The organism is Klebsiella sp. 64 (assembly GCF_018223915.1).
In the GTDB taxonomy this organism is placed as follows: domain Bacteria; phylum Pseudomonadota; class Gammaproteobacteria; order Enterobacterales; family Enterobacteriaceae; genus Klebsiella; species Klebsiella pneumoniae.
Map to the genome: position 1 here is coordinate 154,929 of NZ_JAGRQZ010000036.1, position 22,438 is coordinate 177,366.

The 22,438-nt window shown below is 57.1% G+C and carries 17 protein-coding genes and 1 pseudogene; 13 read left to right on the plus strand and 5 right to left on the minus strand.

Annotation, left to right across the window (positions count from 1 at the left end):
* Positions 1–35 precede the first annotated feature (35 nt).
* The 3 genes from yieE (at position 36) to cirA (ending at position 5,022) form a co-directional block, all read left to right on the plus strand.
* On the plus strand, positions 36–902 hold the full coding sequence (yieE, locus tag KHQ23_RS22955; RefSeq protein WP_032434866.1) for a DNA-binding transcriptional regulator YeiE: 867 nt from the start codon (positions 36–38) through the stop codon (positions 900–902).
* A 178-nt stretch (positions 903–1,080) separates the two neighbouring features.
* Positions 1,081–2,550 (plus strand): amino acid permease, encoded by a 1,470-nt coding sequence (locus tag KHQ23_RS22960; RefSeq protein ID WP_002912929.1) that lies wholly within the window; start codon positions 1,081–1,083, stop codon positions 2,548–2,550.
* A 498-nt stretch (positions 2,551–3,048) separates the two neighbouring features.
* Complete coding sequence (cirA, locus tag KHQ23_RS22965; protein ID WP_211776936.1) at positions 3,049–5,022, plus strand: catecholate siderophore receptor CirA; 1,974 nt, start codon at positions 3,049–3,051, stop codon at positions 5,020–5,022.
* Between the two features lie 70 nt (positions 5,023–5,092).
* On the opposite strand, the gene fghA is transcribed toward cirA, so the two are convergent.
* Positions 5,093–5,926, minus strand: coding sequence for an S-formylglutathione hydrolase (gene fghA, locus KHQ23_RS22970; RefSeq protein ID WP_004151123.1), 834 nt, complete (start codon positions 5,924–5,926; stop codon positions 5,093–5,095).
* 360 nt (positions 5,927–6,286) lie between these two features.
* On the opposite strand from fghA, the gene folE reads away from it, so the two are divergent.
* From folE to mglC, 6 genes are all read left to right on the plus strand, one after another.
* Positions 6,287–6,955: a GTP cyclohydrolase I FolE gene (folE, locus tag KHQ23_RS22975; RefSeq protein WP_004184878.1), complete on the plus strand. Its 669-nt coding sequence runs from the start codon at positions 6,287–6,289 to the stop codon at positions 6,953–6,955.
* Positions 6,956–6,970: 15 nt separating this feature from the next.
* A complete protein-coding gene (yeiB, locus tag KHQ23_RS22980) occupies positions 6,971–8,128 on the plus strand; it encodes a DUF418 domain-containing protein YeiB (protein ID WP_002912921.1) in 1,158 nt (385 codons plus the stop codon).
* Between the two features lie 155 nt (positions 8,129–8,283).
* Entirely contained in the window at positions 8,284–9,306 is a 1,023-nt protein-coding gene (gene galS, locus KHQ23_RS22985; protein ID WP_002912919.1) for an HTH-type transcriptional regulator GalS, read from the plus strand.
* A gap of 296 nt (positions 9,307–9,602) precedes the next feature.
* Complete coding sequence (mglB, locus tag KHQ23_RS22990; protein ID WP_002912878.1) at positions 9,603–10,601, plus strand: galactose/glucose ABC transporter substrate-binding protein MglB; 999 nt, start codon at positions 9,603–9,605, stop codon at positions 10,599–10,601.
* A 118-nt stretch (positions 10,602–10,719) separates the two neighbouring features.
* The gene (gene mglA / locus KHQ23_RS22995; protein ID WP_004175074.1) at positions 10,720–12,240 is read left to right on the plus strand and encodes a galactose/methyl galactoside ABC transporter ATP-binding protein MglA; all 1,521 of its coding nucleotides are present in this window, start codon (positions 10,720–10,722) and stop codon (positions 12,238–12,240) included.
* Between the two features lie 15 nt (positions 12,241–12,255).
* Positions 12,256–13,266 (plus strand): galactose/methyl galactoside ABC transporter permease MglC, encoded by a 1,011-nt coding sequence (mglC, locus tag KHQ23_RS23000; RefSeq protein ID WP_002912871.1) that lies wholly within the window; start codon positions 12,256–12,258, stop codon positions 13,264–13,266.
* Between the two features lie 70 nt (positions 13,267–13,336).
* On the opposite strand, the gene sanA is transcribed toward mglC, so the two are convergent.
* From sanA to KHQ23_RS23020, 4 genes are all read right to left on the minus strand, one after another.
* On the minus strand, positions 13,337–14,053 hold the full coding sequence (sanA, locus tag KHQ23_RS23005) for an outer membrane permeability protein SanA (protein WP_004211527.1): 717 nt from the start codon (positions 14,051–14,053) through the stop codon (positions 13,337–13,339).
* 275 nt (positions 14,054–14,328) lie between these two features.
* Entirely contained in the window at positions 14,329–15,213 is an 885-nt protein-coding gene (gene cdd, locus KHQ23_RS23010) for a cytidine deaminase (protein ID WP_002912869.1), read from the minus strand.
* A 127-nt stretch (positions 15,214–15,340) separates the two neighbouring features.
* Positions 15,341–16,036 carry a CidB/LrgB family autolysis modulator gene (locus tag KHQ23_RS23015; protein WP_002912867.1) on the minus strand — a complete coding sequence of 232 codons (696 nt, stop codon included), beginning with the start codon at positions 16,034–16,036 and terminating at the stop codon, positions 15,341–15,343.
* Entirely contained in the window at positions 16,033–16,431 is a 399-nt protein-coding gene (locus KHQ23_RS23020) for a CidA/LrgA family protein (RefSeq protein WP_002912865.1), read from the minus strand. The genes KHQ23_RS23015 and KHQ23_RS23020 overlap by 4 nt, the downstream gene beginning before the upstream one ends.
* Before the next feature lie 357 nt (positions 16,432–16,788).
* Here KHQ23_RS23020 and dusC point away from each other — a divergent pair, with 357 nt between their 5' ends.
* The 4 genes and pseudogenes from dusC to bglF all read left to right on the plus strand — a co-directional run bounded on the left by dusC (position 16,789) and on the right by bglF (position 22,436).
* The gene (gene dusC, locus KHQ23_RS23025) at positions 16,789–17,721 is read left to right on the plus strand and encodes a tRNA dihydrouridine(16) synthase DusC (protein WP_002912862.1); all 933 of its coding nucleotides are present in this window, start codon (positions 16,789–16,791) and stop codon (positions 17,719–17,721) included.
* A gap of 356 nt (positions 17,722–18,077) precedes the next feature.
* The gene (locus tag KHQ23_RS23030) at positions 18,078–19,442 is read left to right on the plus strand and encodes a carbohydrate porin (protein WP_004175080.1); all 1,365 of its coding nucleotides are present in this window, start codon (positions 18,078–18,080) and stop codon (positions 19,440–19,442) included.
* Positions 19,443–19,597: 155 nt separating this feature from the next.
* Positions 19,598–20,431, plus strand: a complete 834-nt coding sequence (gene bglG, locus KHQ23_RS23035; RefSeq protein ID WP_002912842.1) for a transcriptional antiterminator BglG — start codon at positions 19,598–19,600, stop codon at positions 20,429–20,431.
* 30 nt (positions 20,432–20,461) lie between these two features.
* Positions 20,462–22,436 (plus strand): annotated as a pseudogene (bglF, locus tag KHQ23_RS23040) (PTS beta-glucoside transporter subunit IIABC).
* The last annotated feature ends 2 nt before the right edge of the window (positions 22,437–22,438 follow it).

Sequence of the window (22,438 nt, forward strand, 5' to 3'; positions counted from 1 at the left end):
AGGTTATTCAGGTTGGATTACTAAACGGGTGGGTTATGCATATTACGCTGCGGCAGCTGGAAGTGTTCGCCGAAGTCCACAAGAGTGGGTCGACCACTCAGGCGTCACAGATGCTGGCGCTTTCGCAATCCGCGGTCAGCGCCGCGCTGACCGATCTGGAAGGGCAGCTCGGCGTGCAGCTGTTTGACCGCGTCGGTAAACGACTGGTGGTGAATGAGCATGGACGGCTGCTGTACCCGCGTGCGCTGGCGCTGCTGGAGCGGGCCCTGGAGATCGAGCAGCTGTTTCGCGGCGATAACGGGGCGATCCGAGTCTACGCCAGCAGCACCATCGGCAACTATATTATGCCGGAGATTATTGCCCGCTATCGTCATGACTTCCCGGATCTGCCGGTCGAGCTGAGCGTCGGCAACAGCCTGGACGTCATCAACGCCGTCGCCGACCTGCGGGTGGATTTCGGCCTGATTGAGGGGCCGTGCCATGCCGCCGATATTATTGCCGAGCCGTGGCTGGAGGATGAACTGGTGGTGTTTGCCGCACCCAACTCACCGCTGCTGGCGGGGGAGGTGACCCTGCAGCAACTGGCTGAGGCGCCGTGGATCCTGCGCGAGCATGGCTCCGGCACCCGGGAGATTGTCGATTACGTTCTGCTGTCGCATCTGCCGGCGTTTCATCTGGGCATGGAGCTGGGTAATTCAGAGGCGATCAAGCACGCGGTCAGGCATGGCCTGGGCATCAGCTGTCTATCGCGGCGGGTGATTGCCGAACAGCTTGTCTCGGGCACGCTGGCGGAGCTGAAAGTGCCATTGCCCCGGCTGACGCGCACGCTGTGGCGGATCCATCACCGGCAGAAGCATATTTCTAAAGCATTACAACGTTTTCTGCACTATTGCCAGGTGTAGCAGCCCGGTTTTATCGCCTGATTACGGGGGGAATTCGCTGGCAATTCCGCAGGTTAGTGCTTTACTAATAATTTGCGGGCGATCATGAAGCTCTCTTATAACTTTGCATTTGTACCGGATGGAACCCCGATCGTCTGCTACAATCGCGCCTCATTTTTTGGATGGATAGCATTATCACATGGTTTCGGAAACTAAAACCACAGAAGCGCCCACGCTACGTCGTGAACTGAAGGCGCGCCACTTGACCATGATCGCCATCGGCGGTTCCATCGGTACGGGTCTTTTTGTTGCCTCTGGCGCAACCATTTCGCAAGCAGGTCCCGGCGGGGCGCTGCTGTCTTATATTCTGATCGGTTTGATGGTCTATTTCCTGATGACCAGCCTCGGCGAGCTGGCGGCGTTTATGCCGGTATCCGGTTCCTTCGCCACCTACGGGCAGAATTATGTTGAAGAAGGCTTCGGCTTCGCGCTGGGCTGGAACTACTGGTACAACTGGGCGGTGACGATCGCCGTTGACCTCGTGGCCTCACAGCTGGTGATGAGCTACTGGTTCCCTGACACTCCGGGCTGGATCTGGAGCGCCTTGTTCCTCGGCATCATGTTCCTGCTGAACTGGATCTCGGTGCGCGGCTTTGGCGAGGCGGAATACTGGTTCTCGCTGATAAAAGTGGCCACCGTCATTATCTTTATCATCGTCGGCGTGATGATGATTGTCGGCATCTTCAAAGGGGCGCAGCCAGCCGGCTGGAGCAACTGGGGGATCGCGGATGCGCCGTTCGCCGGCGGTTTCTCGGCGATGATTGGCGTGGCGATGATTGTCGGCTTCTCGTTCCAGGGCACCGAGCTTATCGGCATCGCTGCCGGTGAATCTGAAAATCCGGAGAAGAACATTCCGCGCGCGGTGCGCCAGGTCTTCTGGCGTATCCTGCTGTTTTACGTCTTCGCGATCCTGATTATCAGCCTGATCATTCCGTATACCGATCCGAGTCTGCTGCGCAATGATGTGAAGGATATCTCCGTCAGCCCGTTCACCCTGGTGTTCCAGCATGCTGGTTTGCTGTCGGCGGCGGCAATCATGAACGCCGTTATCCTGACTGCCGTGCTGTCGGCGGGGAACTCCGGGATGTACGCCTCCACGCGTATGCTGTACACCCTGGCCTGCGACGGTAAAGCGCCGCGCATTTTCTCGAAGCTGTCGCGTGGCGGCGTGCCGCGTAACGCGCTGTACGCGACCACCGTGATCGCGGCGCTGTGCTTCCTGACTTCCATGTTTGGCAACCAGACGGTGTACCTGTGGCTGCTGAACACCTCCGGGATGACGGGCTTTATCGCCTGGCTGGGTATTGCGATCAGCCACTATCGTTTCCGTCGCGGCTACGTCCTGCAGGGTAACGATATTAATAATCTGCCGTATCGTTCCGGGTTCTTCCCGCTGGGGCCGATCTTCGCCTTCGTGCTGTGCCTGATCATCACCCTCGGACAGAACTACGAAGCGTTCCTCAAGGACACCATTGACTGGGGCGGCGTGGCGGCGACCTACATCGGTATTCCGCTGTTCCTCGTCATCTGGTTTGGTTACAAGCTGGCGAAAGGCACCCGCTTTGTTCGCTACAGCGAAATGACCTTCCCGGACCGCTTTAAGCGTTAATCTTCGCGATTGTGCGATAAAAGCCCTCTGTGAAGAGGGCTTTATATTGCTGGCAAAGTGCAATCTTCAGGGATTGCCCGGCGGCGCTGCGCTTGCGTAGGCCTACAGATAACCGCGTAACTGATTGATATTGCGATGTTTCGTAGGCCTGGTAAGGCGGAAGCCGCCACCCGGCAGACATGTGAGCACAATAACGAAGACAGATTTGTCATCACCCGGAAGCCCTCTGAACAGAGGGCTTTTTTTATGTTTGTGCGGTTACAGCTTGTCACAATTCTTCATAATTATATTGATAATCGTAATCATTATCTTTATCATTTTCGCCCATTACGGATGAAGCCACTCCCCGTCTCTGCCGCTTGTACAGACTGACACCGGGCGACCAGCCACATCGACGAGAAAACAGCGCGAGCATGCCGCCGACAGAGCGGCAAGTCGCCAGCGCGTGTGAGCAGCACCTTGTTGTTTGTTTGGTTGTACACCTCATGGAGATTTGGAATGTTCAGGTTAAACCCTTTTATCCGGGCGGGATTGTCTGCGTCCGTCGTATCGTTGGCGTTTCCGGCTCTGGCCGATGTGAATGAAGAAACGCTGGTGGTGACCGCCTCGGCCACTGAACAGAATGTCAAAGACGCGCCGGCGAGCATCAGCGTCATCACCCAACAGGATTTACAACGCAAGCCTGTTCAGAACCTGAAAGACGTGCTGCGCGATGTGCCTGGGGTCCAGCTCACCAACGAAGGGGATAACCGCAAGGGCGTTAGCATCCGCGGTCTGAGCAGCAGCTATACCCTGATCCTGGTCGACGGCAAGCGCGTTAACTCGCGGAACGCCGTCTTCCGCCACAATGACTTCGACCTTAACTGGATCCCGGTGGATGCTATTGAGCGTATCGAAGTGGTGCGCGGCCCGATGTCCTCCCTTTACGGCTCCGATGCGCTCGGTGGGGTGGTCAACATTATTACCAAAAAAATTGGCCAGAAATGGACCGGGACGCTGAGTGCTGATACCACTATTCAGGAGCACCGCGATCGCGGGGATACCTATAACGGCCAGTTCTTCACCAGCGGCCCGCTGATCGACGGCGTACTTGGAATGAAGGCCTACGGCAGCCTGGCAAAACGCGCCAAGGACGATCCGCAGTCATCCAGTAATGCCACCGGCGAGACGCCGCGCATCGAGGGCTTCACCAGCCGCGATGGCAATGTTGAATTCGCCTGGACGCCGAACGAAAACCACGATTTTACCGCAGGCTACGGCTTTGACCGTCAGGATCGCGATTCCGATTCCCTTGACCGCAACCGCCTTGAGCGGGAGAACTACTCTCTGAGCCATAACGGCCGCTGGGATATCGGCAATAGCGAGCTCAAGTTCTACGGCGAAAAGGTGGATAACAAAAATCCAGGGCAGAGCGGGACTATTACCTCGGAAAGCAATGCCATCGACGGCAAGTATGTCCTGCCGCTGGGCATGATTAACCAGCTGGTGACCTTCGGCGGCGAATGGCGCCACGACAAACTGAAAGATCCGGTCAACCTGAGCAGCGGCGGCCAGTCAACGTCGGCCAGCCAGTACGCCCTGTTTATCGAAGACGAATGGCGCATCATCGAGCCGCTGGCGCTGACCACCGGCATTCGTATGGACGACCATCAGACCTATGGCGATCACTGGAGCCCGCGCGCCTATCTGGTGTATAACGCCACCGATACCGTCACCGTCAAAGGCGGCTGGGCGACGGCGTTTAAAGCCCCGTCGCTGCTGCAGCTTAACCCCGACTGGACCACCAACTCCTGTCGCGGCTCGTGCAGCATCGTCGGTAACCCGGATCTGAAACCGGAAACCAGCGAAAGCTTCGAGCTCGGTCTCTACTACCGCGGGGAAGAGGGCTGGCTTGAAAATGTCGAAGGCAGCATCACCACCTTCCAGAATAATGTCGACGACATGATCGACGTTCTGCGCACCTTCAGCGCCAGCGAAGCGCCGGGCTACCCGAACTTTGTCGGCTGGAAAACTGTCAACGGCAAGCGCGTGCCGATCTTCCGCTATTTCAACGTCAACAAAGCCCGCATCAAAGGGGTGGAGACGGAGGTGAAGATCCCGTTTGGCGATGAGTGGAAGCTGACGGTGAACTACACCTACAACGATGGTCGCGATCTGAGCAATGGCGGCGACAAACCGCTGCAGACGCTGCCGTTCCATACCGCCAACGGCACGCTCGACTGGAAACCGCTGGACGACTGGTCCTTCTACGTGACGGCCAACTATACCGGCCAGCAGCGCGCGGTGAGCGCCACCGGCAAAACGCCGGGCGGCTACACCCTGTTTGACGTTGGCGCGGCATGGCAGGTGACCAAAAACGTGAAACTGCGCTCCGGGGTGCAGAACGTGGGTGATAAAGATCTGAGTCGGGACGACTACAGCTATACCGAAGAAGGCCGTCGCTACTTTATGGCGGTGGATTATCGCTTCTGATTGCCGGCGCTAAAACGCATCCTGTAGGCCTGAACATGCGCCGCGTAGCAGCTTCGCGGCGCATTGGCGTTTAGCCAAAGAGATGCTGCGCATGGAAGCGCAGATGGTCTTCAATAAACGAGGCAATGAAGTAATAGCTGTGGTCGTAACCGGGCTGGATGCGCAGCGTTAACGGCCAGGCCTTCTGCCGCGCGACCTCCGCCAGTACCGCCGGCTGCAGCTGTCCGGCAAGGAATGGATCGTTGTCGCCCTGATCGATAAGCGTCGGCACGGCGTCCTCCGGCCGGCTGGCCTGCATCAGCGCACAGCTGTCCCAGGAGTGCCATGCCGATTCATCCGCGCCGAGATAGGCGGTAAACGCTTTCTTGCCCCACGGGACCTGGGAGGGATTGACGATCGGCGCGAAGGCGGAGACGCTGGCGTAGCGGCCGGGATTTTTGAGCGCCATAATGAGCGCGCCGTGGCCGCCCATCGAGTGGCCGCTGACGGCGCAGCGTTCGCCGACGCTAAACTCGCTACGAATAAGCGCGGGCAGTTCGTCACGCAGGTAATCGTACATTCGGTAGTGCGCCGCCCAGGGCGCCTCGGTGGCGTTCAGGTAGAAGCCGGCGCCTTGTCCGAGATCGTAACCGTCGTCGTTGGCCGCCTCGTCACCGCGCGGGCTGGTATCCGGCATCACCAGCGCGATGCCCAGCTCGGCGGCAATGCGCTGGGCGCCCGCCTTGGTGGTAAAGTTCTCATCGTTACAGGTCAGCCCCGACAGCCAGTACAGCACCGGCGGCGGCGTTTCGCGCTCAGGCGGTAAAAAAATGCTGAACGTCATGGCGCAGTTCAGGACAGGGGAGTGATGACGCCAGCGTTGTTGCTGGCCGTCAAAACAGCGATGCTCTTCAAGCAGTTCCATGCAAGGCTCCTCGGAAGGGATGTGCGCGTAAACGTTCATAATACAGATATTTCATTAGCCGGTGAGCAACTTTCACTTTCTCCTTTTGAGAACTTACTGCATCATTAATGCAACTTATAGCCAACATGCCGGTGTAGCGACGGCGCTTATGAATGCGTACAGCGGTTGGAACATTCCGGATACGGCGATAAGGATTTGGCGTCGCGCCTGAGGCATGGCTTCGCTCCCTAATAAAAGGCAGCGCCAATTTCAATAATTATCGTTACGGCTACTGGATTCTGTGCGCCACCTCACGCACAATGAATACAAACTTTGCCCCCAGAAAAAGCAAAGAGCGCCACACCTGCAGGAGAAACATAAATGTCATCACTGAGTAAAGAAGCCGTCCTCGTTCATGAAGCGCTGGTCGCTCGTGGGCTGGAGACGCCGATGCGTGCGCCAGTACAAGAAATTGATAACGAAACACGCAAGCGTTTGATTACCGGTCATATGACCGAGATTATGCAACTGCTGAATCTGGATCTGAGTGATGACAGTCTGATGGAGACCCCGCATCGCATCGCCAAAATGTATGTCGATGAGATCTTCTCCGGGCTGGATTATTCTCGCTTCCCGAAAATCACCGTCATTGAAAACAAAATGAAGGTCGATGAAATGGTCACCGTGCGCGATATCACCCTGACCAGCACCTGCGAACACCATTTCGTTACCATCGATGGTAAAGCGACGGTAGCCTATATCCCGAAAGATTCGGTGATCGGCCTGTCGAAAATCAACCGCATCGTGCAGTTCTTCGCCCAACGTCCGCAGGTCCAGGAGCGTCTGACGCAGCAGATCCTGATCGCGCTGCAGACGCTGCTCGGCACCAACAACGTGGCGGTATCCATTGACGCGGTGCATTATTGCGTGAAGGCGCGCGGCATTCGCGACGCGACCAGCGCCACCACCACCACCTCTCTCGGCGGCCTGTTTAAATCCAGCCAGAATACCCGCCAGGAATTCCTGCGCGCAGTACGTCACCACGACTAAAACGGAGCAGGGTGCATGGAGAGAAATGTCACGCTGGACTTTGTCCGCGGCGTCGCCATCCTCGGTATCCTGCTTCTCAATATCAGCGCCTTCGGCTTGCCGAAGGCCGCTTATCTCAATCCCGCCTGGTCAGGAAGCGCGTCCCTTAGCGATGCCTGGACCTGGGCGCTCCTCGACCTGCTGGCGCAGGTGAAGTTTCTCACCCTGTTCGCGCTGCTGTTTGGCGCCGGTCTTCAGCTATTGCTTCCGCGAGGGAAGCGCTGGATCCAGTCGCGGCTGACGCTGCTGGCGCTGCTCGGTTTCATTCACGGTCTTTTTTTCTGGGATGGCGATATTCTGCTGGCCTATGCCCTGGTGGGGCTGGTGAGCTGGCGCATGGTGCGTGAGGCGCACCATGTCAAATCGCTGTTCAACACCGGGGTGGTGCTCTACCTCACCGGCATTGCGGTGCTGGTCCTGTTGGGGCTGATCTCCGGGACCGCGGCGAATCGCTCGTGGGCGCCGGACGCGGCGAACCTGCAGTATGAGCAGTACTGGAAGCTGCACGGTGGCATGGAGGCGGTCAGCAACCGGGCGGATATGCTATCTGACAATCTACTGGCGCTGGGCGCGCAGTATGGCTGGCAGCTGGCTGGGATGATGCTGATGGGCGCGGCGCTGATGCGCAGCGGCTGGCTGAAGGGGCAGTTTAGCCTGCGTCACTACCGGCGTACCGGCGCGCTGCTGGTGGCGGCCGGCATGGCGGTCAATCTGCCGGCAATATTCGCCCAGTGGTATCTGGCCTGGGACTATCGCTGGTGCGCGTTTTTACTGCAGGCGCCGCGCGAACTTAGCGCCCCGCTGCAGGCTATCGGCTATGCCGCGCTGGCCTGGGGCTACTGGCCGCAGCTCTGCCGTTTCCGCCTGGTGGGCGCTATCGCCTGCGTCGGACGCATGGCGCTGACCAACTACCTGCTGCAGACCCTGATCTGCACCACCCTGTTTTATCATCTTGGGCTGTTTATGCGCTTCGATCGTCTGCAGCTGCTGGCCTTTGTCCCCCCCATCTGGGCCGTTAACCTCCTTGTCTCATCGCTCTGGCTGCGCCGCTTCCGCCAGGGGCCGGTGGAATGGCTGTGGCGTCAGTTAACCCTGCGTGCGTCAGGCACATCATTGAAAGATACATCCAGATAACGATCTCGATCACAATCATTAACAAAACGGATGTAAACGTTTCCAGCCGTGTGACCTCACTCACGCAGCGGACCGCGGGTCGCTGCCAGAATATCCTCCTTGCTAAGCACAGGAGGTGAATGTGACGTGCTGTAATTCTCTTAAGGTCGCTGAGTATGATCACCATTCGTGATGTCGCCCGCCAGGCGGGCGTTTCCGTGGCCACCGTGTCGCGGGTGCTGAATAACAGCGCGCTGGTGAGTCCGGATACGCGCGACGTGGTGATGAAAGCGGTGACCCAACTGGGCTACCGGCCCAACGCCAACGCCCAGGCGCTGGCCACCCAGGTCAGCGATACCATCGGCGTGGTGGTGATGGACGTCTCCGACGCCTTCTTCGGCGCGCTGGTGAAAGCAGTGGATACCGTTGCTCAGCAGCATCAGAAATATGTGCTGATCGGCAACAGCTATCACGAGGCGGAAAAAGAGCGTCACGCCATCGAGGTGCTGATCCGTCAGCGCTGCTCGGCGCTGATCGTCCATTCGAAAGCGCTGAGCGATGATGAACTGAGCGACTTTATGCAACATATCCCGGGGATGGTGCTGATCAACCGCATCGTGCCGGGGTATGCCCATCGCTGCGTCGGACTCGACAACGTCAGCGGCGCGCTGATGGCCACCCGTATGCTGCTCAATCATGGTCACCAGCGCATCGGCTATCTCTCCTCAAACCACGGCATTGAAGATGACGATATGCGCCGGGAAGGGTGGAGCAAAGCGCTGCAGGAGCAAGGCATCATCGCCCCGGACAGCTGGATCGGTTCCGGCTCCCCGGATATGCAGGGCGGTGAAGCGGCGATGGTCGAACTGCTGGGGCGCAATCTCGGCCTCACCGCGGTGTTTGCCTATAACGACAGCATGGCGGCCGGCGCGCTGACGACGCTGAAGGACAACGGCATTGTCGTGCCGCAGCATCTGTCGCTGATTGGCTTTGATGATATTCCTATTTCCCGTTACACCGATCCTCAGCTCACCACCGTGCGCTATCCGGTAATGTCGATGGCAAAGCTGGCCACCGAGCTGGCGCTGCTGGGGGCGGCCGGCAAGCTGGATCGCGAGGCGACGCACTGCTTTATGCCGACGCTGGTGCGCCGTCATTCCGTTGCCCAGCGGCAAACTGTGGGGCCGATCACTAACTGACGCGATCGCGGGATGTAACCGCTTTCAATTTGTGAGTAAATTCACAGTATATTAACATTCGCCTTATTATGATGGCAGCGTTTACCAGTCTGAACCACGAGGTGATGGATATTCCTCACTTTATTTAGTAGGAACAAGGCGTTAAACGAGTTTTACAGTCGTATTTTTCTGGAGCGTTACCCGACACGGAAGACCGAATTTTCGTCGTGAAATGCGTTGTGCGGTAACACTAATGCAACAAATCCCGCCTGCATTTTCTCACAATAATGACCCTGCATAATAAAACCGGAGATTCCATGAATAAGAAGGTGTTTACCCTGTCTGCTGTAATGGCTGGTCTGTTATTTGGCGCCGCCGCACACGCAGCAGATACCCGTATCGGCGTGACGATTTATAAATATGACGACAACTTTATGTCGGTAGTGCGTAAGGCGATTGAAAAAGATGGCAAATCCGCGCCAGACGTCCAGCTATTGATGAATGATTCGCAGAACGACCAGTCGAAACAAAACGATCAGATTGACGTGCTGCTGGCGAAAGGAGTGAAGGCGCTGGCGATTAACCTGGTTGACCCGGCCGCCGCAGGTACGGTGATTGAAAAGGCGCGCGGGCAGAATATTCCGGTGGTGTTCTTCAACAAAGAGCCTTCCCGCAAAGCGCTGGATAGTTATGACAAGGCTTATTACGTCGGTACCGACTCGAAAGAGTCCGGGATTATTCAGGGCGATCTGATCGCCAAGCACTGGAAAGCCAACCCGAACTGGGATCTGAATAAAGACGGTCAGATCCAGTACGTTCTGCTGAAAGGCGAGCCGGGCCATCCGGATGCGGAAGCGCGTACCACTTACGTTATTAAAGAGCTGAATGATAAAGGTCTGAAGACCCAGCAGCTGCAGCTGGATACCGCGATGTGGGATACCGCCCAGGCGAAAGACAAAATGGACGCCTGGCTCTCCGGCCCGAATGCCAACAAGATTGAAGTGGTGATCGCTAACAACGACGCCATGGCGATGGGCGCGGTTGAAGCGCTGAAAGCGCACAACAAGAGCAGCATTCCGGTGTTCGGCGTTGATGCCCTGCCGGAAGCCCTGGCGCTGGTGAAATCCGGCGCGATGGCCGGTACTGTGCTGAACGATGCCAACAACCAGGCGAAAGCGACCTTCGAGCTGGCGAAAAACCTTGCCGACGGGAAAGACGCCGCGGCAGGCACCAACTGGAAAATTGACAACAAGATTGTTCGCGTCCCCTACGTGGGCGTCGATAAAGACAACCTGAGCCAGTTTACCGGCAAATAATCGTGATGTGAGTTGCGGGCGTGGGTTATCCACGCCCGATTATTCCTGATACAGAACCAGACTCCTGCTGGCGCTAGTGCGCCGGACGGGGCTTGCATGAACGCAGCCAGGTATAACTATGGTCAGCAATAATAGCGAACGGTCAGGCGAATATTTGTTGGAGATGAGCAACATCAACAAATCGTTTCCTGGCGTCAAGGCTCTTGATAATGTCAACCTGAAGGTTCGTCCGCACTCCATTCATGCGTTAATGGGTGAGAACGGCGCCGGTAAATCGACATTATTAAAATGCCTTTTTGGGATCTATCAAAAAGATTCCGGTAGCATTCTTTTTCAGGGAAAAGAGATCGATTTCCATTCGGCGAAAGAAGCCCTGGAAAACGGTATTTCGATGGTGCATCAGGAATTAAACCTGGTATTACAGCGTTCGGTCATGGATAACATGTGGCTCGGGCGCTATCCAACTAAAGGCATGTTTGTCGATCAGGACAAAATGTACCGGGATACCAAGGCCATTTTTGATGAGCTGGATATTGATATCGATCCGCGCGCCCGCGTCGGTACCTTATCGGTATCTCAGATGCAGATGATTGAGATCGCGAAGGCGTTTTCCTATGACGCCAAAATCGTCATCATGGATGAGCCGACGTCATCGCTGACGGAAAAAGAGGTCAACCATCTGTTTAAGATCATCCGTAAGCTGAAAGATCGCGGCTGCGGTATCGTCTATATCTCGCATAAAATGGAAGAAATTTTCCAGTTGTGCGATGAAATAACCATCCTGCGCGACGGCCAGTGGATCGCCACCCAGCCGCTGGAAGGGCTGGATATGGATAAGATCATCGCCATGATGGTCGGGCGTTCGCTTAACCAGCGTTTTCCGGATCGCGAAAACACTCCGGGCGAAGTGATCCTCCAGGTGCGCAATCTCACCTCGCTGCGCCAGCCCTCCATTCGCGATGTCTCCTTTGACCTGCATAAGGGCGAAATTCTCGGTATCGCCGGCCTGGTGGGCGCTAAACGCACCGACATCGTGGAGACCCTGTTCGGCATCCGTGAGAAGGCCAGCGGCACCATCACGCTGCACGGCAAGAAGATCAACAACCACAGCGCCAACGAGGCGATTAACCACGGTTTTGCGCTGGTGACCGAGGAGCGGCGCTCTACCGGGATTTACGCCTATCTGGATATCGGATTTAACTCGCTGATCTCCAATATTAAGAAATATAAAAACAGCATCGGCTTGCTGGATAACTCGCGAATGAAGAGCGATACCCAATGGGTTATTGACTCGATGCGCGTCAAAACCCCCGGTCAGCATACGCAGATTGGCTCGCTTTCCGGTGGTAACCAGCAAAAGGTCATTATAGGCCGCTGGCTGCTGACCCAGCCGGAGATCCTGATGCTGGATGAGCCAACGCGCGGTATCGACGTCGGCGCCAAGTTTGAAATCTATCAGCTGATTGCCGAACTGGCTAAAAAAGACAAAGGGATCATTATTATTTCTTCCGAAATGCCGGAACTGCTGGGGATTACCGACCGCATTCTGGTGATGAGCAACGGCCTGGTCGCGGGCATTGTTGAGACTAAAACCACTACGCAAAACGAAATACTGCGTCTTGCGTCATTGCACCTTTAAGATCAGGGGCTTCACATGAGTGCGTTAAATAAAAAGAGTTTTCTCACTTACCTGAAAGAGGGTGGGATATATGTTGTCCTTCTGGTCCTGCTGGCCATTATTATTTTCCAGGATCCGACATTTTTAAGTCTGCTCAACCTGAGTAATATTCTGACTCAGTCCTCGGTGCGTATTATTATTGCCCTCGGCGTGGCCGGACTTATCGTCACGCAGGGGACCGACCTCTCCGCCGGCCGTCAGGTGGGTCTGGCGGCGGTGATTGCCGCCACCATGCTGCAGGCGGTGGATAATGCCAATAAAGTATTCCCGGATATGGCGACCATGCCGATCCCGCTGGTGATCCTGCTGGTGTGCGCCATCGGGGCGGTCATCGGCCTGATTAACGGGATCGTCATTGCCTACCTGAACGTGACGCCGTTTATTACCACTCTCGGCACCATGATTATCGTCTACGGCATTAACTCGCTGTACTACGACTTCGTGGGCGCGTCGCCGATCTCCGGCTTCGACAGCCACTTCTCCCATTTCGCGCAGGGGTTTGTGGCGCTGGGCTCCTTCCGCCTGTCCTACATTACCTTCTACGCGCTGATTGCCGTCTTCTTTGTCTGGATCCTGTGGAACAAGACGCGCTTTGGCAAAAACATTTTCGCTATCGGCGGTAACCCGGAAGCGGCGAAGGTCTCCGGGGTTAACGTAGCGTTAAACCTGCTGATGATCTATGCCCTCTCCGGCGTGTTCTACGCCTTCGGCGGCCTGCTGGAAGCCGGACGTATCGGTTCGGCGACCAATAACCTCGGCTTTATGTATGAACTGGACGCCATCGCCGCCTGTGTGGTGGGCGGCGTATCGTTCAGCGGCGGGGTAGGGACGGTGTTTGGCGTGGTGACCGGGGTGATTATCTTCACCGTCATCAACTACGGCCTGACCTATATCGGCGTCAACCCTTACTGGCAGTACATTATTAAGGGGGCGATTATTATCTTCGCCGTGGCGCTGGACTCCCTGAAATACGCCCGTAAGAAATAAGATTGAACGCATCAAAAACCCGCGCCTGGCGCGGGTTTTTTTATATCTGAAACGAATGCGTTGATGGAGGCTACTTTCCTTTCTGCAACTCCAGCAGCTGCTCCGGGGTGACGGCCGGGTAGGACTGGGCGTCATCCGGCACGTCATGCTGCTGCGCCGGAATCGGGATGAGAGGGCCGAGAAAGCGCGGTTCCCGTTTGAAGATATAGAGGTCCGCCAGCGCGCCAAAGCGGGCGCCGAACTCGCGCAGCCGCACGCTCCACATATCCTTCGGCGACGGCACCGCGTAGCATTGGGCCTGGATCCCCATATGCAGGGCGATAAACAGCGCCCGTTCGCAGTGGAAGCGCTGGGTGATGATAATGAAGTCGTTGGTGTCGAACACTTTCCGGGTACGGACGATCGAGTCGAGGGTACGGAAACCGGCATAGTCCAGTACGATATCCGCGGGATCGACGCCGCCTTTAATCAGGTCCCGACGCATGGTCATCGGTTCATTGTAGCTTTGCAGAGCATTATCGCCGCTCAGCAGGAGATAGTTGACCTTGCCGCTGTTGTAGGCGTTCAGCGCACCCTGGATGCGGTAACGGTAATACTGATTGATGACGCCGGTGCGGTAATATTTGGCGGTGCCCAGCACCACACCGACCTGACGGTAGGGCAGGTCCTGCAGTTCATCATAGATATAGGGCGCGGTTTTCCAGCTCATCCAGCGGTCAAGGCCCAGCACGGTCAACAGCAGCAGGCCGAGCAGGACTAACAGGCTGTAGAACGCACGCTTTAACATGAACTTGGCTCAATAATAGACAACGGAGTCTTCAGGCTACTTTACCCGCCGGGTAAGCGCAAGAAACCCGCGTTTGATTGCGGGGATTTTCAGCAATATAGACAGATCGCCGAATGCAGGCCGGGTAAGGCGTGAGCCGACACCCGGCATAGGGATCTTCAGGTCGCCATGGCGCGAACCGTAGGTCGGGTAAGCGTAGCGCCACCCGACACCTAACGGTATAAAAAGTCGGCCGGATAAGCCGAAGACGCCGTCCGGCAATCTGCTCAGGCTGATCAACCTAACAGGACGCGCTCAATATTGTGGCAGCCCAGCGCCTTCAGGGTGGCGACGGTGGCATCCCACTGGATCAGCGCCGCGTCGGCTTTCTCCGCCAGGATTGCCCGCTGGATAGCGGGATAATCATAGCCGTTGAGGCTCAGGAGATTCAGCGCCCCCTGCAGCGGCGGCAGCGTCGGGTTGAACGCTGCGTTTTCCGCATAGCTACCGCTGAAAATGGTACCGTCTTTCAGCTCCAGCGCCACGCCGGAAGGCGAGTGGCTGTAGGGCGCATGGCAGCGGTTGGCGGCCTGAATAGCTGCCTGGGTTAGGGCATCGCCGCTGACCGGGAAGCCATGGTCCTGTTCATCCATCAGCAGGGTTTTGATCTCCAGGTCTTTCGGGCCAAAGGCGTCCGGCAGATAGTGCTCCAGGGCATGCGCTTCGCGACCCGGCAGATGAATGCGCAGCGCCAGCCCGCTGTTCAGTTCGTTCATAAACTGACGGCAATGACCGCACGGCGTGTAGTTCACCGTGATAGCGCGCAGGGAGGTCTCGCCGCGCAGCCAGGCGTGGCTGATGGCGCTCTGTTCCGCGTGAACGGTCTGCTGCATGGTAGCGCCGAGAAACTCCATATTGCCGCCAAAGTACCAGCGGCCGCTGACGCCGCGGGCGATAGCCCCGACGTTAAAATGAGAAAGGTCGGGGCGCGCGCAGGCAGCGGCAAGCGGCAGTAGCGCAAAAGCCAGCGCGTCTTCGTCCAGACCTGTCGCATGCTGCAGCGTCGCCACCTGATCGGCTTCGAGCAGCGCCGGGAAATGCGGGTCGGCGAGCATCGGGGCGATGGCCGCCTGCAGATCTGCTGCCAGAGTCGTCAAAGCAGCTTGAAAACGTGAGTGCATAGCGTTGCCTCATAACAGTGTAATGGGAAGCCAGTGTACGGGCGGCCAGCGGTTCCATATGTGATGAATATCTCATTCTTTATGCAACTCTGATTTGTTGCATTAAAAAATGTGATTTAAATCACTATTAACCTACCACTGCGAGGATCAGCGGAAATAAGAACGGCGCCATCAACGAGGTGATGATCCCGCATAGCACCAGCGCCAGTGAGCTAAACGCGCCTTCCTGATAGTCCAGCTCGGCGCAGCGGGCGGTGCCGAGGGCGTGCGAGGCGGTGCCCATTGACAGGCCACGCGACGCTTTGGTGCGAATGCGCATCAGGTTAAGCAACGTATGCCCAAATACCGCGCCGAGGATGCCGACAAAAATTACGCACACGGCGCTGATGGCCGGAATGCCGCCGATGCTGCCGCTAACCGCCATAGCAATCGGCGTAGTGACTGACTTAGGCAGAATAGAGGCGGCGATTTGCGGCGTGGCGCCCATCAGCAGAGCGACGGTGGTGCCGGTGATCATCGCCACGCAGCTGCCGATAAAGCAGATGGTAATGATAGATTTCCAGCGGGCGCGGATCTGGTGCAGCTGTTCATACAGCGGGAACGCAAGGGCCACTACCGCCGGCTGCAGCAGATCGTTCAGGACTTTGCTGCCGGCAAAATAACGCTCATAGGAGATCCCGGTCAGCAGAAGAAATGGAATAATCACCACCATCGCCACCAGCAGCGGGTTGAGCAGCGGGAACTTAAAGCGGGCCGCCAGTTTGCGGGCGAGAAAAAAGACGATCAGGGTTAGCGGTAGCGACCACCAGATTTCATGCATCATTCTTCTTTTCCTTTTTGGCCAATCACTTTACGTTCGCCATGCACCAAATGGGAGCTCCAGCTCACCACTACAAACACCACCAGCGTACTGATGGCGCAGGAGATAACGACAGGCCCCAGCTGGGCGCGCAGCAGATCCCAGTACTGCATCACCCCAACGCCGATCGGCACGAACAGCAGCGCCATATAGCGGATCAGGATATTGCAGCCGGGGTTGACCCATTGCGGCGGCATAATTTGCAGCGCCAGCAGCACGAAGAGGATCAGCATGCCGATGATGCTGCCGGGGATAGTGATAGGCAGCAGCCCGGCGATAAAAATTCCGGCGTACAGGCAGGCGTAAATCAGGACGAAAGCCCGCAGGTACTGCCAGATAATAGTCAGCGATTTACTCATGGTAATAACCCTTGATGAAGTGCATTCATCATACAATTAATCCCTAAAATGTGCTACCGATCACATCATGAATTCTATGCATAGCGCTGATAGCTTACGGGAACCATAGTCTCACCCGTCAGGGCCCGACACCTTGCGGCTCAGGCGGGATCGCTCCCCACGCTACCTTGCTGGATGAGGCGCGGCAAATAAAGGCGAATGGGACGCCACAGACCCCTGTAAAGCATAGAGATTATCTCGCCGCTTTGCCGCATCGAGCGTGCGGGGAACGGCGTGCGTCTGGTCCGACGCATTGAGCGCTTTCAACCAGCGCCCGGAGGCGCTACCATAGCGCCTCTTTTTTTTTCGGGTAACGATATGCGTGTTCTACTGGCGCCGATGGAAGGCGTGCTCGATTCGCTGGTGCGCGAGCTGCTGACCGAGGTTAACGATTACGATCTCTGCATCACCGAATTTCTGCGCGTGGTGGATCAACTGCTGCCGGTAAAATCGTTCTACAGGCTATGCCCGGAACTGCATCACCAGAGCCGCACGCCGTCCGGAACCCGCGTACGCGTCCAGCTGCTGGGACAATATCCCGAGTGGCTGGCGGAAAATGCCGCCCGCGCGGTGGCGCTGGGTTCATGGGGGGTGGATTTAAACTGCGGCTGTCCGTCGAAGCTGGTAAACGGCAGCGGCGGCGGGGCAACGCTGCTGAAAGATCCAGAGTTGATCTATCGCGGCGCGAAAGCCATGCGAGAGGCGGTTCCCGAGCATCTGCCGGTGACGGTGAAAGTTCGTCTTGGCTGGGACAGCGGTGAACGGCGCTTTGAAATCGCCGACGCGGTGCAGCAGGCGGGGGCCAGCGAACTGGTGGTTCACGGCCGTACCAAAGAAGATGGCTACAAAGCCGAACGCATCAACTGGCAGGCGATCGGCGAGATCCGCCAGCGCCTGACTATCCCGGTGGTCGCCAACGGTGAAATCTGGGACTGGCAAAGCGCCCAGGATTGTATGGCTGTCACCGGCTGCGATTCGGTGATGATTGGCCGCGGGGCGCTCAATGTGCCGAACCTCAGCCGGGTGATCAAATACAACGAACCGCGCATGCCGTGGCCGCAGGTGGTCCAGCTGTTGCAAAAATATACCCGCCTGGAAAAGCAGGGTGATACCGGCCTGTATCATGTGGCAAGAATTAAGCAGTGGTTAGGCTATTTACGCAAGGAATATACCGAGGCGCTGACCCTGTTTAATGAAATTCGCGCCCTGCAAACGTCTGCTGAAATAGCGGCGGCGATCGGCCGCTATTAACCGCCATACTGTTATTCGCTTCACATATTATTACTTGCATGCCTGTTGATGATAGGCATGGGTTGAATAAAGTGATAATGTGCGGTCAATCAATTCAGGATTGCTACTGAACTCAGGCAAAACCTAAGCACTTTCGTCATTCGTGGCGCAAAGTGCTTAGGTTTTTTTTTGGTAAAAATTCAGGGTGGATAAAATGATGATGTAAAACAATGAGATGTGAATAACGATTTCTCTGGCATTGTCGCGGTTTTATTACCGACAGACGCTTTTTGCCATTCATTTTTAAAAAAAGAAAACGGGTAAATAAATAGCCTGGGGATCCCCTTTGTTTTTATTCAGTCACGGTGGATATCACAATGCATAACAAAAAAATAAATCAGCTTTTGATCGGCGCTATGCTGGCGGCCATGGCGCCTGCCGTGAGCGCCGCGGACATCCCGGCGTGGAACGGCAGCGCGCTGGGGTTTGAAGCCGGGCAGCAAGGGCTGCTGGGCGATATGCTAGGCATTCGTCCGATCCTTGAAGAAAACGGCTTTCATTATAATCTCGGCTATCTTAACGAGATGGCCTACAACGCCGGCGGCGGTTATGACCATGATAAACACCTGGCCTATATTGACCAGGTGGCGCTGACCTTTACCCAGGATCTGGAGCGCTGGACCGGCATACCGGATGCGCGTCTCGAAGGCAACATCGTCAACCGCAACCACGATGATAATCTCACCACGAAACGGCTGCAGGATCCGCGGGTGAGTTTCAACGATCTATCGCAGGAGAGCTGGGGCGGCGGGTCGATTACCCGCCTTGGCTGGCTCACCTTTGCCCGCAGCTTTGACGACCGCCGCCTGACCTGGCGCATCGGCATGATGAACAAGGTGCAAACCTTCGACCAGATCATTCCCTGCGATTTTCAGCTGCTGACCCAGTGCGGTGGGAAATCGGCCAACTCGCTGACCTGGAATAACTGGAACATTCACACCTGGGGCACCACCCTGGAGTACAAGCTGACGCCGACGGTCACCCTGAAAGGCGGGGTGATGGAGCAAAACCCGCAGGCTACCGCGCGCAGCCACGCGTGGAGCTGGTCGACGAAGGGTAGCAAAGGCATCTTACTGCCGATGGAGATCGAAACCCGTCCGCTGATTAATGGCCTGCCGGGAGCCTATAACCTTGGCGTGGTCTGGACTAACGCGCCGCAGAGCGACCTCTACAGCGGTAAATCCGGCGGCGCCGGGGCGACCGATCCGCAAGGTTACGCCGAGCACGATAGCACCTGGTTTATGTACGCCGGCCTGAACCAGCAGATCACCCGCCACGCCGACGACCCGCTGCGGGGGATGAGCGTCTCACTGAGCGGCAGCCTCAGCGACCAGCGCAGCAACTATATCCACTCCGCCGTCGCCGCCTCCATGCGCTACCGCGGTCTGTTTGACGCCCGCCCGGAGGACTGGATTGGCTTCGGCCTGACGTGGATCGACATGAGCAGCCACTACGCACGTAATCAGCGCTATATGAATCAGATAAGCGGCGCCACCGACTATAACGATCCGGCTTACCAGCCGGTGGCCGGTCATTCGCTGAACGGTGAGCTCTATTATCGCTTCCGCCCGGTCTCCTGGCTGGAGCTGCAGCCGGGCCTGCAGTACTGGCACCGTCCGGGCGGCGTCGCGCAGACCCAGGATGCGTGGGTAGTGGAGTGGAAAACCGTCGTGACCTTCTGATAGTCGCGATCTTAATCACGTTTTTTCACTTGTCAGGTTGAGCGCGCAGCAGAAGTTGTTACAGTGCGGGTGTTGGATTGCAACTGCTGCGGCAGGCAAAACCTGATCACCTGGCGTTTCGTCGGGGGTCAGGTTTTTTTGTTTCTGGGGTCTATATGCAAATCGCCAAAGTACTCAATAACAATGTGGTGGTGGTTCTCGACGAGCACCGGCGCGAACAGGTGGTGATGGGGCGAGGGCTGGCCTTTCAGAAACGCCCGGGCGACGTGCTGGACGACAGTAAAATTGAAAAAGTTTTCGCCTTACAAAGCGATGAGCTGGTCGGCCGCTTAGGCGAGCTGCTCAGTCAAATACCGTTAGAAGTGATGACCACCTGCGATCGCATTATCGACCTGGCACGCGGACGGCTGGGCAAGTTACAGGAAAGTTTGTACATCACGTTAACGGATCACTGTCATTTTGCTATCGAGCGGCAGAAAAAGGGCATCGCACTGCGTAACGTGCTGCTGTGGGAGATTAAGCGGCTGTATCCGAAGGAGTTCGCGCTGGGCCAGGAGGCAAGGGCCATCATTGCCAAAAGGCTCGGCGTGGAACTGGCGGAGGATGAAGCCGGATTTATCGCCCTGCATCTGGTGACGGCGCAGCTCAACAGCGAAATGCCGGAGGTCATGCACGTGACCCGGGTGATGCAGGAGATCCTGCAGCTGGTGAAGTATCAGCTGCAGCTTAACTACGATGAAGAGTCGCTGAGCTATCAGCGTTTCGTCACCCACCTGAAGTTTTTCGCCCAGCGGATGCTGACGCGCACGGTGGTGGAAGATGACGACGTCTCGCTGCACAGCGCGGTGAAAGATAACTACGCCAAAGCGTGGAAGTGTGCGGAAACGGTGGCGACGCATCTGCAAAAGCAGTATCAGCGGTCGCTGACCACCGAAGAAATTATGTTTCTTGCCATTCATATCGAACGGGTAAGAAAAGAGGGGCGTTAATTCTCCCCAACAAAACTGGATTGTTACTGCATGATGCAGGCAAAACCTGAGCGCGACGCCCACTGGCGTGGTTCTCGGGTTTTTTTATTTTTTACTACTCAGTCGCCGGTTGTCTGCGGGCAGCGGCAGTAAGGAAAAGAGCATGGAATATAAAGCACTCGCGCAGGATATTCTCAACCGCGTCGGCGGCAAAGAGAACATTGTGAGTCTGGTTCACTGTGCGACACGTCTGCGTTTTAAACTGAAGGATAACGGCAAAGCCGATGCCGAAGGGCTGAAGGCCAATCCGGGCGTGATTATGGTGGTGGAGAGCGGCGGCCAGTTGCAGGTGGTGATTGGCAACCACGTTCACGACGTCTGGCTGGCGGTGCGCCAGGAGTCGGGGTTAAGCGATGACAGCGAACCGGTTGCCGAGGAAAAAGCGGCCAAAGGATCGGTGTTAAGCCAGCTTATCGACATCATCTCCGGCATTTTTACACCGTTTATCGGCGTGATGGCGGCAACCGGTCTGCTGAAAGGCCTGCTGGCGCTGGCGGTGACCTGCGGCTGGCTTACGCCGGAGCAGGGGACTTATAAAATCTGGTTTGCCGCCAGCGACGCGCTGTTCTTTTTCTTCCCGCTGTTTCTTGGCTATACCGCCGGGAAGAAGTTTGGCGGCAACCCGTTTATCTCGATGGTGATTGGCGGGGCGTTAACCCACCCGCTGATGATTCAGGCCTTTGAGGCCAGCCAGGCGCCGGGCGCGGCGGTGGAGCACTTTCTCGGCATTCCGGTGACCTTTATCAACTACAGCTCGTCAGTGATCCCGATTATTCTCGCCTCATGGGTCTGCTGCTGGCTGGAACGCAAGAGCAACGCGCTGTTGCCGTCATCGATGAAAAACTTCTTCAGCCCGGCCATCTGCCTGGCGGTGGTGGTCCCGCTCACCTTCCTGGTGATTGGCCCGGTCGCCACCTGGCTGAGCCATCTGCTGGCCAACGGCTACCAGTTCATTTATGCGTTTGCCCCATGGCTGGCGGGCGCGGTACTGGGCGCCATGTGGCAGGTGTGCGTTATTTTCGGCCTGCACTGGGGGCTGGTGCCGTTGATGATCAACAACATGACGGTACTTGGTCACGACTCCATGCTGCCGATTATTCTTCCGGCGGTGATTGCCCAGGTGGGCGCCGTGCTCGGTATTTTCCTCGCCACCCGCGATGCGCGTCAGCGGGTGCTGGCCGGTTCCGCCTTCTCCGCCGGGCTGTTCGGCATCACTGAGCCGGCTATCTATGGCCTGACTCTGCCGCTGCGCCGTCCGTTTATCTTCGGCTGTGTCGCCGGGGCGATTGGCGGGGCGATCACTGCCTTTAGCAACAGTTATGCCTACTCGTTTGGCCTGCCAAACATCTTTTTCCCGGCGCAGATGATCCCGCCCGGCGGGATTGACGCCAGCGTCTGGGGCGGGCTTATCGGCACCGGCGTGGCTTTCGTGCTCGCCTGCGTGCTGACCTTCTTCGCCGGCCTGCCGCGCGCCAGCGCTGCACCGGGCGCCGTGACGGTAGCCCCGGCCTCGGCAAACGATATTCTGGCGCCGATGAGCGGCAGCGTTATCGCCCTCGAGCAGGTGCCGGATAGCACCTTCGCCAGCGGCCTGCTGGGTAAAGGGGTCGCCATTATCCCGGCGGTGGGCCAAGTGATTGCCCCGTTCCCGGGCGAAGTGGCCTCCCTGTTTCAGACTAAACACGCCATCGGCCTGCAAAGCGACAGCGGCATTGAGCTGCTGATCCACGTCGGCATCGACACGGTCAAACTCGACGGCGTGCCCTTTACCGCGCATGTGAAAGAGGGCGACAGGGTACAGGCCGGCGATCTGCTGATTGAGTTTGATCGCCAGGCGATTCTGGACGCCGGCTACGACCTGGCGACCCCGATCATTATCAGCAACAGCGACGACTACCGGGAGATTGATACGGTGGCGTCCAGCACCGTCGAAGCCGGTCAGCCGCTGTTGTCAGTCAGCCATTAATC